This window comes from Streptomyces akebiae (assembly GCF_019599145.1).
In the GTDB taxonomy this organism is placed as follows: Bacteria; Actinomycetota; Actinomycetes; order Streptomycetales; family Streptomycetaceae; genus Streptomyces; species Streptomyces akebiae.
Genome location: NZ_CP080647.1, coordinates 1,008,107 through 1,025,044 on the forward strand (window position 1 = coordinate 1,008,107; position 16,938 = coordinate 1,025,044).

Consider the following 16,938-nt stretch of genomic DNA (forward strand, 5'->3'; position numbering starts at 1 on the left):
CTCTGCCCCCCCCCACATTCCACTGCCCCGCGGGCCCCTCCGCCGGGGCGCCTTCCCCGCCCCAGCAGTGCCGTGCTCGTCCCACCCTCAGGTACAGCGCCCTGCGGCGCCCCGGGTTGCTCCCCGGGCTACGCGCCCAACGAACTCCGCCGCGCCGATCCGGATCTGTACCAGGACGGCGGACGCCGAAACACCCTTCCTTCCCTTCCCGCTCGGGAGCCGCACATGTCCTTCGTACAGCCAGGTGCCAGACCCGGCGCCCCGTCACGTCCCCCGCTCGCCTCTTTCCTGTTCCTCCTGCTCGCCCTTGTCATGGCTGCGGCGACACTGGTCCTGCCCGCCGCGGGCAGAGTGGACGCCCTCTCCCGCCCCGCCCAGACCCTGTACACCCCGCCGCCGGACGCGCCCGCCCCCGGCTCGCTGTACCCGCGAGCCCTGCGTCTGCAGCACAACGGCTCGGCCAACGGAACCATCCTCGCCACCTTCGAGCAGTGGACCAACAGCAAGCCGGTCTTCCCCATCTATCGCAGCACCGACAACGGCACCTCCTGGACGAAGATCTCCGAGGTCGCCGACACCCAGAACGGCTGGGGCATGCGCTGGGAGCCCGAGTTGTTCGAACTGCCCAGGGCCATGGGCGGCTTCCCCGCCGGGACCATCCTGGCCGCGGGTGACTCCGTCCCCGCCGACCGCGCGGCCACCAAGATCGACCTGTACGCCAGCACCGACCGAGGGCAGACCTGGACCTTCGTCAGCAACATCGCCACCGGCGGACGGGCGATATCCAGCAACGGCTACACCCCTGTCTGGGAGCCCTACTTCCTGGTGTCCGGTGACAAACTCATCGTCTACTACTCCGACCAGCGCGACACCGCCCACGGCCAGGAGATCGTCCACCAGGTCTCCACGGACCTGCGCACCTGGGGCCCGGTCGTCGACGACGTGTCGATGCCCACCTACGCGGACCGGCCGGGCATGCCGGTGGTCACCCGGCTGCCCAACGGCAACTACGTGATGGTCCACGAGTACTGCAACGCCCCCGAGGGCAGGTGCTCCGTCTACTACAAGATCTCCTCGGACCCCGAGGCGTTCGGCTCCGTCACCGGCCGGGTGCTGCGGGCGACCGACGGCACCATCCCCAGCGGGGCACCCTTCGTCACCTGGCTGCCCACCGGCGGCCCGAACGGCACGCTCGCCGTCAGCGGCGACACCGAGGAAGACCTGTTCCTCAACACCCAGAACGGTGACCCGAGCGCCTGGACCCGTATCCGCGCCAACGTCCCCCGCGGCTACAGCCGGGGCCTGCTCCCCCTGACCGACGGACACAGCCTGATGGTGTTCACCGGAGGCCGCAACGGCGTGAGCACCCTCAACCCCATCCAGTACAGCACGATCGATCTGGGCGGCGGGATCTCCGACGGCGCCACCTACACCGCCTCCAACGCGGGCAGCGACCTGAACCTCACGATCGCGGGCGGCTCCACCACCAACGGCACCCCCGCCACCCAGCAGACCCCGACCACCTCCACCAACCAGCAGTGGCGCTTCGCCCGGCAGCCCTCCGGCTACTTCAAGATCTTCAACGTCGCCGGCGGCAAGGTCCTCGGCGTCCAGAACCAGTCCACCGCCAACGGCGCCACCATCCTTCAGTGGGACGACAACGGCACCCTCGACCACGAATGGGCCGTCGCCCCCCACCCCGCCGGCGGCTACACCGTCACCAACCGCGTGACCGGCAAACTGCTCGAAGTACCGGGCGCCTCCACCACCACCGGCACCACCGTCGCCCAGTGGAGCAGCACCGACTGCGCCTGCCAGCGCTGGAACCTCACCCAGACCGCCCTGCCGCCGCTGGGCACCGGGCAGTACGTCCTCGTCAACAAGAACAGCGGAAGGTACCTCGACATCCCGGCCGGCTCCACCGCCACCAACACCGCCGCCCAGCAGTGGCGCAACTCCGCCTGTGCCTGCCAGCTGTTCACCTTCCAGTCCGCCGGCGGCGGCGCCTGGAGCATCAAGAACGTCACCAGCAACCTCAACCTCGACATCCGCAGCTCCTCCAGCACCGCCGGAGCGGCCGTCGTCCAGAACACGCCCTCCGGCGCCGACTCCCAGAAGTGGACCCTCATCGACGCCGGCAACGGCTACTACCGACTCCGGAACGTGAACAGCACCCTCGTCGCGGGCGTCGCCCAGTCCTCCACCGCCGACGGCGCAGCCATCGTCCAGTGGAGCAGCCTCAGCCTCGACGACCAGCTCTGGAAGATCGTCCGCATCAACTGACCTGACGCGAGGGCAGGGGGCGGCACCCCGCCGACCGGGCTCGACGACCAAGCCCACGAGCCCGGCCATCCCTGATCCGTACGCGTCCATCGGTCACAGCCGTGCTCCCGCCACGGCCGTCGGCGTAGCGCGGTGCCAAGAAGACCTTCTACTCCACCTCCACGGAAATGAGTTCTGCGATGACCGGTTCCCCCACTCGCCGACAGGTGCTGACAGCGACGGCTGGAGGAGTGGCGGCCTCGATGGTCGGGGTTGCGACTCCCGGTGCCGCGTCCGCCGCCGTGACGTACACGGCGCCGAATCCGCGTGTGTGGATCCACCTCAACAACGGGTGGCGATTCATCAGACAGGACGTCACAGGTGCGCAGGCAACCGGGTTCGACGACTCCGGATGGACGTCCGTCAACACGCCCCACACCTGGAACGCCGTCGACGGCGCGGACGGCGGCAACAACTACTACCGCGGAGTGGGCTGGTACCGCCGTCACTACACCGTGCCGTCCGAACTGGCGGGCAAGCGGCTGTACCTGCAGTTCGCCGGGGTCAACCAGGTCGCCGACGTCTGGGTCAACGGCACGTACCTCGGGCAGCACAGGGGCGGGTACTCCCGCTTCAGGTTCGACACCACCGCCGCGCTCGTCCCGGGACAGGACAACGTGATCGCGGTGAAGGTGACCAACGCCCGCGACACCAACATCGCCCCGGTGGGCGCGGACTACACCTTCCAGGGCGGTATCTACCGCAACGTGAGTCTGTGGGCCGTCGACGACCTCCATGTGCGGATGACGGACTACGCGGGCCCCGGAATCTACCTCCGGCAGAGCAACGTGACCGCGGCGTCGGCCACGGTGACCGTCACGACGAAGCTGTGGAACGACAGCGGTACCACCAGATCGGTGGTCGTCCGCACCGTCATCGCCGACAAGAGCGGGACCGTCGTCGCGGAGGCCGGCAGCGCCGCGCAGACCGTCCCCGCGGCCACCGGAGCGGAGATCCGGCAGACCGTCCGCATCGACAACCCGCGCCTGTGGAACGGACTGGCGGATCCCTACCTCCACGACGCCAGCGTCGAGATCCATGACGTCACCGGGGGCGGGGACCGGATCGCGGACGTGGTGACCGAACGTCTGGGCCTTCGCTCCCTCGCCGTCGACGCCGACACCGGCTTCCACCTCAACGGCAGCCACCTCCACCTGCACGGCGTCAACCTGCACCAGGACCGGGCCGTCAAGGGCTGGGCGATATCCGACGCCGATCACACACAGGACCTCGACCTCATCCGGGAGATCGGCGCCAACGCCGTCCGGATGGCGCACTACCAGCACGACCAGAAGGACTACAACCTCGCGGACGAACGCGGGCTGCTCCTGTGGGCGGAGATCCCGCTGGTCGACATCGTCACCGATTCGGCCGCCTTCACCACCAGCACCCAGAACCAGCTGCGGGAACTGATCCGGCAGAACTACAACCACCCGTCGATCGCCTTCTGGGGCATCGGCAACGAACTCCTCGACTACAACGGCGCCGCCACGAACAAGCTCCTCGCGTCACTCGCCGGCATCATCGAAGCCGAGGACCCCGACCGCCTCTCCACCTACGCGGTGCGCGGTGAGGACCCCGACAACGCCCAGGCAGGGCTGCACACGCGGACCACGGGCTTCAACAAGTACTACGGCTGGTACTACGGCTCCAAGGACGGCGACCTCGGAGCGTGGGCCGACAACCTGCACGCGACCTCCCCGTCCCGCAGGATCGCCATGTCCGAGTACGGCGTCGGTGCCAGCACCACCCAGCACGCCCTCAACCCGCCCAAGCCGGCTCCGGGCGGATCCTGGCACCCCGAGGAGTACCAGTCGCTGTTCCACGAAGCGGCCTGGAAGCAGTTGGCGAGCCGCCCGTACATCTGGGGCACGTTCGTCTGGGCCATGTTCGACTTCGCCTCCGACGGCCGCAACGAAGGGGACCGGCCCGGAATCAACGACAAGGGCCTGGTCACCCGCGACCGGCAGACCCGCAAGGACGCCTTCTACTGGTACAAGGCCAACTGGGCCGACACTCCCACCCTCCACATCACCAGCCGCCGCTGGACCCAGCGCACCGACGCCACCACCGAACTCAAGGTCTACTCCAACGCGGGCCAGGTCACCGCCACCCTCAACGGCACCTCCCTGGGCACCCGGAGCAGCACCGACCACATCTTCAGATGGCCCAGCATCACCTTGAGGCCCGGGCAGAACACCGTGACCGTCACCGCGACGATCAACGGCTCCACCTACACCGACAGCGTCAACTGGACTCTCAGTTGACAACATCCGCTGGGTATCCCTTCCATCCGCGCCTGCTCCACCTGCTCCTATTCCGCCACCGATCGCGACTTACCCACGCCCCCTCTCCCTAAGTGTATGCACTATGGTGCTCCTACTGGGAGAGAGTCGCCTGCCGGAGGAAACATGACACCGCCAGTGTGGCCGGTCAGTGGCCGATCAGTGGGGATCACCCGGAGTGCTGGAGCCGGCCAGCCACTTCGCGCCCTCTGCGTAGAGGCGCTGCACGACCTCGCCCGTGAGGCCCGGCAGCCCGGTCTTCACCGTGAAGCCGGCCTTCGTCTGGAGGTAGCCCAGATGGCGGTACCCCACCGGGAAGCGGCCCAACAGTTGCGGGTCCAGGCTCAGCGTCGCGGACGGATCGACCACGTCGAGACGGTCCTTCTCGTAGATCGGCTGCCGACGGACGATCTTCCATGCGCCCTCGTGGCGCGTGCAGAAGTCGTAGAAGCGTCCCGTGCAGACGACGTCGACCTCCACTCCGTCGATCTCGGACCGCTGATTGATGGTCATCTTGGTCTGGGCCATGGCTCGGTCGCCGATGACGTCAGAGGTGTGGCCGCCGAGGAAGTGGAGAATGCTGACGCCGTTGTCGAAGGCCTCCCGGCTGATCGCGATGAAGTCCGTCGCCGGGCCCTGGAACCAGGTGGCCGTCATCCAGCCGTCGACGGGATGCCACACGGTGGCGAACCGCTCCCAGTCCCCGGCGTCACGCCACAGTGCCCAGTCCTCGACGAGCTGACGCAGCTCGCTCCTGTCCGTCTCGATTGTCGGCATGCGAAACCTCGGTCCTGTCGCTAAAGGAATTGAATCAGGTCGGCGAAGACGGTTTGGAAGGCGTCGAAGAAGCCTGCCGACGACCGGATACGGGACGGCATCGACCTGGCTCTGCCGATACCCAGGACGGTAATACCGCGCCGACGATCCATCGAATGGAAATACCGCATGCGATACATGGGCGAGGTGAATATCAGGCGTGAGTTTCCACATTCGATCGACGAGCGCCGCGACCGGCCTGCACCGGGTCGACCTCAATCTGCTCCCGCTGCTCGCAGCCCTCCTCGAGCACCGCAGTGTCACCCGCGCCGCCGGGGCGGTCGGACTGACCCGGCCGGCCATGAGCAACGCCCTCCAGCGACTGCGGCGCACACTTGGCGACGAGCTGCTTGTCCGGGTCGGCCGCCACTACGTCCTCACCGAGCGCGCGGGCGCGCTGGTCGGACCGGTCAACCTGATCCTGGAGACCGCCACCCATCACGTACTCGCGCCTCCGACGTTCGATCCCGCGACGTCGGACCGCACCTTCCGCATCGCCGCGACCAGCGCCTAGAACGGGCCGTCGCCGCTGCCGGCGGCGGCCCGTCGGCTCATCCGGCCGCCGGTGCTTCCCGCAGGGACAGCTCGGCGTCGTGCCCGTAGATCCAGCCGTTGTGGGCGAAAGGGTCCGCGCTCGAGAACGAGGCGTCCCTGGCCTGCTGAGCGGGACCGTCGGGCAAGTGGTTGCTCTCCGCCCTGCCCCGGCTCATCTGCTGTACCCGGGTGGCGCGCGGGCGACGTATGTCCTCGTACCGACGCAGCGCGGCGGAGGGGTCTTCCGGCTGGTCCGCGAGGCAGCCCGCGATGACGGCGGCGTCCTCCATCGCCTGTGCCGCGCCCTGGGCGAAGAAGGGGAACATCGGGTGCGCCGCGTCGCCGAGCAAGGCGACCGGTCCGTTCGCCCAGCGGGGTATCGGGTCACGGTCGAGCAGCGCCCACCGTCCGGTGCGGTCCGCGGCCGCGAGGAGGGCTCGCAGGTCGTCGGACCAGTCGGCGAACTCGGCGCGCAGGTCCTCGATCCGCCCCTCTGCCGACCAGGATTCCGTCGTCCAGTCGTACGCCGGCCCGAACGCGACGATGTTGATCTGTCCGCCCGCGGAGATCGGATAGTGGACCAGGTGGCGGTCGGGGCCGAGCCACAGCGTCTGGACCGGACGGCGCGCGAACTCGGGTGCTCTCGCGGCCGGTACCAGGCACCGCCAGGCACAGATGCCCGAGAATCGGGGTGGGCCCGCCTCGGCCACGTACTGCCCGACCGTGGTGTGGACGCCGTCGGCACCGACGACCACGTCGGCGAACTCCCGTGCGCCGTCGGTGAACGTCAGCTCCACACCCTCGTCCAGCCGGCGCAGGCCGGCGAGCCTGGACCCGAGCCGCAGCGACGCCTCGGGGACCGCTGCCCGGACCGCGGCGAGCAGATCGGCGCGGTGGGCGACGTAGCTCTGCTCGCCGAAGCGCCGTTCGCATTCCTCGCCGAGGTTCTGGGAGAACAGCACGCGCCCGTCCTCCCAGCGCCGGAACTCCCAGCCGACCCGCAGTGGCACCGCGCGCTCGCGGAAGCGGTCCAGCTGACCGAGGCCGCGCAGCAGCCGCACGGCGTTCGGGGAGACGACGAGACCGGCACCGACCTCGGTGAGGGCGGGCGCCTGCTCGTACACGGTCGCCTCGATCCCGGCCCGGTGCAGGAAGGCCGCGGTGGCGAGTCCGCCGATTCCGCCGCCGACCACGACGACGCGCGGGGCGGGCGTCCGTCTTTTCTCCTGGCTGGTCATTCACCGGCTCCTGTCGTGTCCGCGGGTGCGAGGACGATGTCGAAGCGGACACTCGACCAGGACCGGTCCCCGAGATCGCGCCCGTCGGGAGTGGGTGTGTCCGCGGGGTGCTCCACGAAGTCGTGGATGAGCGAGTCCTTGACCCCGAACACGGAGTCCCTGTCGAGGAGTTCGTCACCGCGGACGAAGATGTGGGTGATCAGGGTTCGCTTGCCTTCGGCGCGGACGTCGAAGTGCAGGTGCGAGGCGCGCATGGGGGAACGGCCCACCGCGGCGAGCAGCTCGCCGACCGGGCCGTCGTGCGGAATCGGGTACGGGGTCGGAGTGATCGCCCAGAACCGGTAGGTGCCGTTCTCGTCGCTGAACAGATGGCCGCGCGCCGCGGTGCGGTCGTCGTCGTACTGCACGTCGTAGAAGCCGTCCTCGTCGGCCTCCCACACCTCCATGCGGGCCCCCGGCACCGGTTTCCCGTCGGTGCCGACGACCGTGCCCTCGACCCAGCACGGCTGCCCGGCGGCACCGAACGACATGTCCCCGCCCAGCGGGATCTCGGGGGAGCCCTCGACGAAGAAGGGGCCGAGGACCGTCGCCTCGGTCGCGTTCGCGTACGCCTCGTTGTTGATCGCGATCGTCTGCATGGACGCTCCGAGGACGTCCGACAGCAGGATGAACTCCTGCCGCTTGCCGTCGGTGATGTGCCCGGCCGCGGTGAGGAACCGGATCGCCTCGTCCCACTCCGCCTCGGTCAGGCGCACCTCGCGCAGAAAGGCGTGCAGGTGCCGGGTCAGGGCCTGCGTCAGCTGCTTCAGCCGCGGGTCCTCGGCGGTCTCGAACGAGGCCACGACCTTGTCCTCCAGGGCCTGCTCGCGTGCGTACTGCTCCGTGGTCACCTTGTTCCGCTCGTTCACTGTCGGCTCTCCTCCTCGTCGCTCGCCGGACGCGGGTCCGCGCCCCGCCATGCCGCACGCAGCAGCCGCTGGACGTCCGCGGCCGTCACCGGCCGCGGATTGCCGTCCGGCACCACGTCCAGAACCGCCTGCACGGCGTTGTCCACCTCGGCCTCCGTGACGCCGTAGTCGCGCAGCGCCTTGGGCGCGTCCACGTCACGCCGGAGCCGTTCCAGCCCCTCGATGGCCGAACCGGCACCGAAGGCGGCCGCGATCCGCTGTTCGGCCTCCGGAGCGGCGGGTGCGTTGAACGCCAGCACGTAGGGCAGCACCACCGCGTGGGTCTGGGCGTGCGGCAGGTCGAACATGCCGCCCAGGACATGGCAGATCTTGTGATGCAGCCCCGAACCCGCCGATGAGAAGGCCACCGCGGACAGGTACGTCCCGTACAGCGTCTGCTCGCGGCCCGGAAGGCCGGCCGGGTCGGCGACCACCGCGGGCAGTCCGGCCGCCAGCGCACGGATCCCCTCCCCCGCCAGCGCCTGGTCGACCGGATCCACGCGGGGGCCCCACATCGCGTCGACGCAGTGCGCCAGCGCGTTCAGCCCCGACGCGACGCTCATCGGCACCGGCAAGGACACCGTCAGCGCCGCGTCGTACACGACGGAACGCGGCAGGACCCTGACGTCGACTCCGGTGGTCTTGCGTGCCTGCTCGGTCATTCCCCACACGCTCGTGGCCTCCGAACCCGCGTACGTGGTCGGAACGGCGACGATCGGCAGCCCACTGGTCAGCGCCACCGCCTTCGCCAAGCCGGTGGTGGAGCCACCACCGACGCTGAGCAGCAGATCCACCCCGTGTTCCGCCGCCACGGCGCGAGCCCGCTCGGCCACCTCGACGGGCACGTGCATCACCACCTCGTCCCACCGCAGCACGACCGGCAGACCGGCGGTGACCGTCTGCGCCAGTTCGGCTTCGGCCGCCGCCGCGATCACCATCACCCGTGAGGCGCCGAGCCGCTCCACCTCGGCCCGTACCAGCGCCGCCGCCCCACCCGAGGCGAAACAGACCCGCTGGGTCAGGCTCTCGTGCTCAAAACGCAGCAGCGACCCGTTGTGTGGACTGGCTTGCGACTCGGCACCATGGCCACCGCCGCCCAGTGACGTCCCGGTCATGCGCATGCTCGGACTCCCTTCGACTGTCGGACTGGGAGAGAGAGTCCGGCGCGGAACCCACGGCGGTCAGTACGATGTCCGTTGAACGGACACCTTCCTGCCCGTCCTCCGCCGCCGACCGGAGAATGGCCGAGGCGGAAGGCCCGCCACGACGGCGAAAGGAACCGACACGGCCAACAGCACCGACCGCGGCCGCACGGTCACCTCCCGGGCCCTGGCGATCCTGGACGCGTTCACACAGGAACACCCGGAACTTCCCCTCGCCCAGATCTGCCGCCTCACCGGCCTCCGCCACGCCACCGCCCACCGGCTGGTCGGCGAACTGACGGCATGGGGCGCACTGGAACGCCTGCCGAGCGGCTCCTACGTCATCGGCCTGCGCCTGTGGGAGCTGGGGACGCTCAACCCACGGGGGTTGCCGCTGCGCGTCCGGGCCATGCCCATCATGGAGGACCTGCACGCGGCCACTCGCCAGCACGTGCAACTGGCCGTCCTCGACGGCACCGACGCCCTCGTCGTCGAGAAGATCTCCGCGGCGGGAGCGGTCCCGGTGGTGTCCCAGGTCGGGGGACGGCTGCCTCTGCACGCGTCCGCCGTCGGCCAAGTGCTGCTGGCCCACGCCGGCGAGGACCTGTTCACCGAGGTCGTACGGGACGGCCTCGCCCGCTTCACACCCAGGACCGTCACCGATCCGGCCACACTGCGTCTGACGCTGGCGGAGTGCCGACGGACCGGCGTCGCGGTCGTACGCGAAGAGATGAGCGGGGACGCCTATTCGGTGGCCGCGCCGATCACCGACACCAAAGGCCGCGCGGTCGCGGCCCTGTCCGTGGTGGGCGCCGACGCCCGAACACACCTGCTGGTACCGGCTGTCGTGCTGGCAGGCCGGGGCATTTCCCGGGGTCTCGGCGCCTGAGGCGCGGATTTCCTGCTCCCTGCTGCCCGAGACCAAGGGCAGCCCGCCGAGCCAGCCGGGATCAAGGCACTGAGATGCGCCGGGCTTCCAGCATCCCCAGGCCCCACCCGTCGACACCGCAGTTGTTCGACACGACGCGCAGATCGGTGGTGCCCTGGGCGTGCAGGGCCTGGATGAGTACGGAGGGTACGCCGCAGAGGCCGAAGCCTCCGACGGCCAGTGAGGCCCCGTCGGGTATGACCACGACGGCTTCCGCGGCCGAGGTGACGACCTTGTTCATCAGCGGGCTCCGTTCAGGTCGGCGAGGCCGGGTTCGCGGGCGATGAGCATGCGCTGGACCTCGCTGGTGCCCTCACCGATTTCGAGGATCTTCGCGTCGCGCCAGAAACGGGCGACGGTGTACTCGTTCATGAAGCCGTAGCCGCCGCGGATCTGGGTGGCGTCACGGGCGTTGTCCACGGCTGTTTCGGAGCTGTAGAGCTTGGCGAGCGCGGCTTCCTTCTTGACGCGCTCGCCGGCGACCAGCTTCGAGGCGGCGTGATGCCAGGCCAGTCGGGCGGTGTGCCCGGCCCCGTTCGCCCAGCAGGTTCCGCGCCGGGACGCGGACGTCGGTGAAGGCCAGCTCCCGGGTGTCGGAGGCGTTCCGGCCCACCTTGGAGTACGGCGCGGCCACGGTCAGACCCGGGTTCCCGCGGGGACGATGATCGCGCTGGTCTCCTTGCGCCCGTCCGGCATGGTGCCGGTGGCCGCGGTCACGGTGATGAGCCCGGTGATGTCGGTGTCGGAGTTGGTGATGAAGCACTTGCTGCCGTTGATCACCCACTCGTTCGTGGCCTCGTCCAGGCGGGCTGTCGTCCGGGAGGCTCCGGCGTCCGAGCCGCCGTCGGGCTCGGTGAGGCCGAACGCCCCGCAGCCGTTCGGCCTTCTGCTCCTGGGTGCCGAACAGCAGGGGTTCAGGCCGTCTGATGGATGGATGGGGAATGGGGTGACGGGCGGCGTGACGACGGCGAGCGTCTCGTCCATCGCCACGGTGGCAGCCACGCGCAGTTCGGCCACCACTCCGTCGAAGGGGGCGGTCAGGGCGTGCTCCATCCCGCTCGTCCAGTGCGGGCGGCTGACGAGCGGCACCAGGGCCACCATGACCTGAACCACGTACTGCAATACGAGACGGCGTCACGCACATTGACTCGAATTCTGCCCTGGCCTATGGTTGAGGCACTTCTCGAAAGGACGGGACCAGCATGGAGACAGCCGCCCTGATCGGCGTTCTGCTCGTGTCATGCCCTGGCCGCCGGACCTACGACGAGCCGCTCAGCTACTTCCCGCCGCGGGAAGGACTGCGCCCCGGTACGGCCGCCGGCGAGCCTCAGACCCCGTTCTGAGCAGTCCGAGCGCCGTTCGTCGCCGAGCGACGAACACCCGCCGCACCGAAACCTTCGTCGTCCGTCGGGTCTTCGCCCACGGGCTTTCACTGCATTGTCGAGGAGCGCTTCATCATGACCACTTCTGTCGGCCTCCAGCCGATCTCCGGACCATCCGCCTGGCGCGGCGACGAACTGTCGCGGTCCACCGAATGGATCTACGTGCTCAGCGATGCCGAGCGCGCTGAGCTGGAGGCACTGGGGCGGCGCTTCGTCGCCGAGAATCCCGACCTGCGCACCGTCACCGCCGCCGACTACCCGTTCGACGCATGCCGCGCACTCAACGAGGAGTGCGCGGCCCAGATGGACACCGGACGCGGCTTCGTCCTGGTGCGCGGCCTGCGCACCGAGGAGTACGGCGACGTCGTGGCCGCCGCCATCTTCTTCGTCATGGGCCTGCACCTGGGCCAGCCGATCGGACAGAACCAGCGAGGGGACCTGGTCGACCATGTGATCGCCACCTCCAACAAGACGCTGTCCGACGAGGGGGCTCTGCCCTCCCGCGTACGGGACCGGCTGCCGTTCCACTCGGACAGCTCCGACGTCGTCGCCCTCATGTGCCTGCGCGGCGCCAAGGAGGGCGGAGCCTCCAGCCTGGTCAGCGGCACCACGATCTACAACGAGATGCTGCGCCGCCGGCCGGATCTCGCCCCGCGGCTCTTCGACACGTACCACTGGGACTGGCGGCGTCAGGACCCCGACTCTCCGGAACTGACGTACACCTCTCCGATCATCGGCTACGTCGACGGAGTCTTCAGCACCTACGCGGGCAACTCGATGATCTTCAGCGCCCAGGAGTACCCCGGTGTCCCGCAACTGACGCCCGACCAGGTCGCGGCCATCAACCTCTTCGACGAGATCTCGCAGGAGCCGGGCCTGCCGATCGACATGGATTTCCAGCCGGGGGACGTGCAGTGGCTGCTCAACTACGCCGCGCTGCACTCGCGCACCAGCTACGTCGACCACCCGCAGCCGGAGCGCCGTCGGCACCTGCTGCGTCTGTGGCTCAAGCGGGACGTCGGCCGCCCGCTGGCTCCCAAGTTCGGCAAGCACGTCGTCGAGTTGGGTGAGCCCACGACCCCGCTGGTGCCCGGCGGCCGGTTCCGTATCGCCGACGCGGTCACCGTCAACGACGACTGGGGCGTGTGACACCAGGCAGTTCCCCACCGCCGCAGCCATGCCGACGCATGGTTGCGGCGGCTTTCTGCCCGGGCGGGATCTCCCCATGCAGAAGCCCTTTCCACACGCCGAGGCCCTGGTACAGCGGCGCGCCCACGGGCAGCGCGCCGTCGTACCAGGGACCAGGGTGCCGACACCGTCGACGACCTACTGTCCAGCGAGGTCAGCAGGCGACCTCCGGCGGGATGATCACCTTCGCCGCCGTCTTCTCGGCGATCTCCTCATGGGTGACACCGGGGGCGGTCTCGACGAGGACCAGTCCGCCGTCTGTCACGTCGAGGACAGCCAGGTCGGTGATGATCCGGTCGACGCAGGCCTTCCCGGTGAGCGGCAGGTCGCACTCCTGGACGATCTTCGGGCTGCCGTCCTTGGCGGTGTGCGTCATGGTGACGATCACCCGGCGGGCACCGTGGACGAGGTCCATGGCTCCGCCGATGCCGGTCACCATCCGGCCCGGGATCGCCCAGTTGGCGAGGTCGCCCAGTTCGGAGACCTGCATGGCACCGAGTACGGCGGTGTCGATGTGGCCGCCGCGGATCATGCCGAAGGACAGCGCGGAGTCGAAGAACGCGGCGCCGGGCAGCACCGTGACGGTCTCCTTGCCCGCGTTGATCAGGTCGGGATCGACCTCGTCCTCGTAGGGGAAGGGGCCGGTGCCGAGAACGCCGTTCTCCGACTCCAGCACCACATGGACACCTTCGGGCAGGTGGTTCGGGATCAGGGTCGGCAGCCCGATGCCCAGATTGACGTACTCGCCGTCGCGCAGCTCACGGGCCGCGCGGGCGGCCATTTCGTCGCGTGTCCAAGCCATCAGGCCCGCACCTCCCGGTCCCTGGGGACGGCTGTCAGCTTCTCGATCTTCTTGTCGGCAGCCTGCTCGGGGCTGAGGGCCACCACCCGCTGCACGAAGATGCCCGGCAGATGGACCTGGTCCGGGTCGATGCCGCCCGGCTCGACCAGTTCCTCGACCTCGGCGATCGTGACGCGGCCGGCCATGGCCGCCAGCGGGTTGAAGTTACGGGCGGACTTGCTGAACACCAGGTTCCCGTGCCGGTCCCCCTTCGCCGCCCGCACCAGGGCGAAGTCGGTGGTGATCCCACGCTCCAGGACGTAGTCCCCGCCGGCGAACTCGCGGACCTCCTTCGGCGGTGAGGCGACGGCGATGCCGCCGTCACCGTCGTACCGCCACGGCAGGCCGCCGTCGGCGACCAGGGTTCCGACGCCGGCCGGGGTGTAGAAGGCCGGTATGCCGCAGCCCCCGGCCCGCAGTCGCTCGGCGAGCGTGCCCTGGGGGATCAGCTCCAGCTCGATCTCACCGCCCAGGTACTGACGGGCGAACTCCTGGTTGCCGCCGATGTAGCTGCCGGTCACCCGCGCGATCCGGCCTGCGGCCAGGAGCACGGCGAGGCCGGAGTCCAGAGCGCCGCAGTTGTTCGAGAACACGTCCAGTCCTGTCACACCGGCGTCGTACAGGGCCTGGATCAAGATGTCGGGGACCCCGCTCAAACCGAAGCCGCCGACGGTCAGGGAGGCCCCGTCAGGGACGTCCGCCACGGCTTCGGGGGCTGAGGCGATGACTTTGTCCATCGACTCCTCCACTTCCTTTCAGGGCAGTCCGCGCCCCGGGTATGAGGTCGCGCACTGACGAACTCGGGTTCACCAGTGGCTCTGATGTATTGAGGTCATTCGGCCGTCTCGACGCGCTCGTCTTCTGATGGCCGGCGCACGGGGATGGACGGGCCGCCACGACCGGACGCTCCGCCATCGGCTACCGCCCGGGCTAGCCCGGTTCGGTCAAGAGCCTTCGGTACACGCGCGCGAAGGCCATCAGCTCCGTCAACGACAGGGAGTCCCGCCGGGTGTCGTCCGTGGCCGGCCTGGCCCTCGGGCCGAGGCGTACGGTGTCGACGCCGCGGGCGCGCAGGACGACGCCGTCGGTCGAGCCCGTCCATCCGGTGATCGGCGGCGGCTGCGTACCGAACTCGTCGAGCCAGGCCGCTCGGGCGGCCGTCACCACCGGGGCGTCGGCCGGCGTGGCCGCGGCGGACGCGACCGGCTCCGCCGCCACGTCGACCTCGCAGTCACGCAGTGCCGACACCGCGCACCGCGCGCGCAGCCGGTCGGTCAGCTCGGCCGCCAGCGCCTTCGGCTCAACCTGGTCACCGGTGACGACGTACAGATCGACCCGCAGCTGGGCCGGCAGCAGGTCCGGCTTGTCGGGCCAGCCCCCGCTGATCGCTCCGATTCCGCAGGCCCGGCCGGTCTGTCCCACCCTGGGATCGGCGGCCAGGTAGGCCGTGCGCCAGCGTGCCAGTTCGTCCATGACGATGCCGACCTGGGCGACGACTCCCCCGGGTGGCGTGGCGGATTCCGCCACCATCGCGGCACCGGAACGTCCGGTCACCCGGACGGTCAGGTAGCACGCGCCCGGCTCGTGCCACAGCAGCGTCGGCGGGCCGCACTTGGCCACGATGGCCGAGGGCGGCAGGGGGTAGGCGGCGGTGTACGCCTCCAGACCGGTGATCCCGCTCGTGCGGCGATGTGTCCCGGAGCCGGCGAGCAGGAGCCGCCCGGCACCCGCCTCGGCGAAGGCGACCAGAGCGGCGGCTGCCGGGCCCCGGGCGACCCCGAGGCCGAAGCCGGTCACCAGGTCGTCGTCCACGGTGAGCGGACCGACCGGCGCGGCGGTGCCCGTGACCAGCCGGTTGAACTCACCACCGTCGTCCAGCGACGTGTCGAGGTGGGAGTACAGCAGCGGCCCGCCTCCGTGGGCGGCGACCAGGCTGCCGCCCGCGGAGCCGTGCTCCAGCACCTGCCACTCGACGTGCGGCCACCGCTCGGCGCACCAGGCGCGTACCCGGTGGGCCGCCGTGCGCTCCCCGCCGCGTGGGGCGGGGAGCGCGTCGAGCAGGTGCAGGACGTCGAGCAACTGCTGTCTCAAAAACGTCCCCAGTCGTCGGACGCCGGACGCCACACGTCGATGTTGCGCGGGTCGGCCGGCATCCTGCGGGGCCGGTGTGTCTCGTGCTCCTCCGGCGTGAACACCCGGTGCCGGTCGCACAGTTCGTAACGCGGACCGAAGCGGGTGTCGTGCATGTAGAACGCGATCGACGTCGACGCCGAGTGGTTGACGATGTCGGAGGCGATCGGCGCGCCCTTGTACAGCGCGCGGGCGCGCATCCGCATGACGTGGTCGAGGCTCTTCATCGCGAAGCACAGGTGTGCGACGTAGTGCTCGGTGTTCTTCTGGATCGCGAGGCTGTGGTGGTATCGGTCCTCGCCGCGGAAGAACGTGGTCGAGCCGACGACGTGGTCCGAGGGCATGAAGTTCAGGACGTTCTGATAGAAGTCCACCATCTCCTCGAACTTCGCGGTGGCGATGAACGGGTGCACCAGGTCGAGCGGCCGGATCTCCAGGTGCGGCGGCTCGGCATACTCCTGGAACTCGGTGAACAGCTCGACGACGAGGCCGTCGGGGTCCTTCACCGCGAAGCCGTTGTCGCACAGCGCCTTCTGCCGCTCCTGCAGTTCCAGTACCTCGAGGCCGGCGTCGAGCACCCTCTTGTGCAACTGTTCGAGGACCTCCTCGCTCTCCACGCTGTAGCCGACCGCGGTCGTCCATCCGTCGGTGCGCTCGGGGGCGTGGATCAGCTCGATCGCGTGGTGCTCGATGTCGGAGCGCAGGTAGGCGTACTCGTCCGTGCGCTGCTCCAGCTGCAGCCCGACGTGGTATTCGAGGAAGTCGATGGTGGCCTGCATGTCCGGGACTTCGATCCGGGCGTACTCCATGCCGTACGGGCCGTGCGGGCGGGTGCTCACCGGCGGTGTCCTTCCTGCAGCGAGCGCGGGACGCTCGGCGAACTCGAACGAGGTGATGGCCTGTTGGGCGATGACCGGCCGCCAGCGCGTGTGCACGAAGGTCTCGTGGGACTCGCTGCCGAGATAGGCGAGGAGGTCGTCCTGACTGTCGAAGTCGACGGCCATGGTGTGGGTGAAGGTCTGGTCACGGGTGCTGATGTTCTCGCCGAGGACGAAGCCGCGCATGGACGGGTACCGGTCCGGGAAGGTACGCAGCTCGGCCAGCACGGACTCCCGTGTGGCCTCGTCGACTCCGTCGGCGAAACGGAAGGACAGGGTGTGTCGGATCATCGGATCGCCTTCCGTC

14 protein-coding genes and 2 pseudogenes are annotated in these 16,938 nt (G+C 69.6%); 6 read left to right on the plus strand and 10 right to left on the minus strand.

The window, feature by feature from the left end:
• Positions 1-225 precede the first annotated feature (225 nt).
• The gene (locus K1J60_RS04420) at positions 226-2,283 is read left to right on the plus strand and encodes an RICIN domain-containing protein (RefSeq protein WP_220645008.1); all 2,058 of its coding nucleotides are present in this window, start codon (positions 226-228) and stop codon (positions 2,281-2,283) included.
• A gap of 242 nt (positions 2,284-2,525) precedes the next feature.
• A complete protein-coding gene (locus K1J60_RS04425) occupies positions 2,526-4,589 on the plus strand; it encodes a glycoside hydrolase family 2 protein (RefSeq protein WP_259407549.1) in 2,064 nt (687 codons plus the stop codon).
• A 177-nt stretch (positions 4,590-4,766) separates the two neighbouring features.
• Here the strand turns inward: K1J60_RS04425 and K1J60_RS04430 are convergent, their stop codons facing one another.
• The gene (locus K1J60_RS04430; protein WP_220645010.1) at positions 4,767-5,384 is read right to left on the minus strand and encodes a nuclear transport factor 2 family protein; all 618 of its coding nucleotides are present in this window, start codon (positions 5,382-5,384) and stop codon (positions 4,767-4,769) included.
• Positions 5,385-5,583: 199 nt separating this feature from the next.
• Between K1J60_RS04430 and K1J60_RS04435 the strand changes: the two genes are divergently transcribed.
• A complete protein-coding gene (locus K1J60_RS04435; RefSeq protein ID WP_259407550.1) occupies positions 5,584-5,937 on the plus strand; it encodes a LysR family transcriptional regulator in 354 nt (117 codons plus the stop codon).
• A 37-nt stretch (positions 5,938-5,974) separates the two neighbouring features.
• Here the strand turns inward: K1J60_RS04435 and K1J60_RS04440 are convergent, their stop codons facing one another.
• The 3 genes from K1J60_RS04440 to K1J60_RS04450 are packed head-to-tail and all read right to left on the minus strand — an operon-like array spanning position 5,975 to position 9,185.
• Positions 5,975-7,195: an FAD-dependent monooxygenase gene (locus K1J60_RS04440; RefSeq protein WP_220645011.1), complete on the minus strand. Its 1,221-nt coding sequence runs from the start codon at positions 7,193-7,195 to the stop codon at positions 5,975-5,977.
• Positions 7,192-8,103: a dioxygenase family protein gene (locus tag K1J60_RS04445; protein ID WP_259407551.1), complete on the minus strand. Its 912-nt coding sequence runs from the start codon at positions 8,101-8,103 to the stop codon at positions 7,192-7,194. The genes K1J60_RS04440 and K1J60_RS04445 overlap by 4 nt, the downstream gene beginning before the upstream one ends.
• The gene (locus tag K1J60_RS04450) at positions 8,100-9,185 is read right to left on the minus strand and encodes a maleylacetate reductase (RefSeq protein ID WP_220651267.1); all 1,086 of its coding nucleotides are present in this window, start codon (positions 9,183-9,185) and stop codon (positions 8,100-8,102) included. The genes K1J60_RS04445 and K1J60_RS04450 overlap by 4 nt, the downstream gene beginning before the upstream one ends.
• A 286-nt stretch (positions 9,186-9,471) precedes the next feature.
• On the opposite strand from K1J60_RS04450, the gene K1J60_RS04455 reads away from it, so the two are divergent.
• Positions 9,472-10,173 (plus strand): IclR family transcriptional regulator, encoded by a 702-nt coding sequence (locus tag K1J60_RS04455; RefSeq protein ID WP_259408227.1) that lies wholly within the window; start codon positions 9,472-9,474, stop codon positions 10,171-10,173.
• Between the two features lie 82 nt (positions 10,174-10,255).
• On the opposite strand, the pseudogene K1J60_RS04460 reads toward K1J60_RS04455, so the two are convergent.
• A pseudogene (locus K1J60_RS04460) lies at positions 10,256-10,453 on the minus strand (CoA-transferase); the annotation flags it as partial.
• Positions 10,453-11,119, minus strand: a pseudogene (locus tag K1J60_RS04465) (acyl-CoA dehydrogenase family protein); the annotation flags it as partial. The pseudogenes K1J60_RS04460 and K1J60_RS04465, both read right to left, overlap by 1 nt.
• A 295-nt stretch (positions 11,120-11,414) precedes the next feature.
• On the opposite strand from K1J60_RS04465, the gene K1J60_RS04470 reads away from it, so the two are divergent.
• Together K1J60_RS04470 and K1J60_RS04475 are read left to right on the plus strand one after the other, a co-directional pair.
• Positions 11,415-11,555: a hypothetical protein gene (locus K1J60_RS04470; RefSeq protein WP_220645014.1), complete on the plus strand. Its 141-nt coding sequence runs from the start codon at positions 11,415-11,417 to the stop codon at positions 11,553-11,555.
• A 114-nt stretch (positions 11,556-11,669) separates the two neighbouring features.
• Positions 11,670-12,743, plus strand: coding sequence for a TauD/TfdA family dioxygenase (locus K1J60_RS04475; RefSeq protein ID WP_220645015.1), 1,074 nt, complete (start codon positions 11,670-11,672; stop codon positions 12,741-12,743).
• A 193-nt stretch (positions 12,744-12,936) separates the two neighbouring features.
• Here K1J60_RS04475 and K1J60_RS04480 read toward each other — a convergent pair whose 3' ends face one another.
• The 4 genes from K1J60_RS04480 to K1J60_RS04495 form a co-directional block, all read right to left on the minus strand.
• A complete protein-coding gene (locus tag K1J60_RS04480) occupies positions 12,937-13,584 on the minus strand; it encodes a CoA transferase subunit B (protein ID WP_220645016.1) in 648 nt (215 codons plus the stop codon).
• Positions 13,584-14,360 carry a CoA transferase subunit A gene (locus K1J60_RS04485; RefSeq protein WP_220645017.1) on the minus strand — a complete coding sequence of 259 codons (777 nt, stop codon included), beginning with the start codon at positions 14,358-14,360 and terminating at the stop codon, positions 13,584-13,586. The genes K1J60_RS04480 and K1J60_RS04485 overlap by 1 nt, the downstream gene beginning before the upstream one ends.
• A gap of 193 nt (positions 14,361-14,553) precedes the next feature.
• Positions 14,554-15,714, minus strand: a complete 1,161-nt coding sequence (locus tag K1J60_RS04490; RefSeq protein ID WP_220645018.1) for a hypothetical protein — start codon at positions 15,712-15,714, stop codon at positions 14,554-14,556.
• The gene (locus K1J60_RS04495) at positions 15,711-16,922 is read right to left on the minus strand and encodes a VOC family protein (protein ID WP_220645019.1); all 1,212 of its coding nucleotides are present in this window, start codon (positions 16,920-16,922) and stop codon (positions 15,711-15,713) included. The genes K1J60_RS04490 and K1J60_RS04495 overlap by 4 nt, the downstream gene beginning before the upstream one ends.
• Positions 16,923-16,938: the final 16 nt, after the last annotated feature.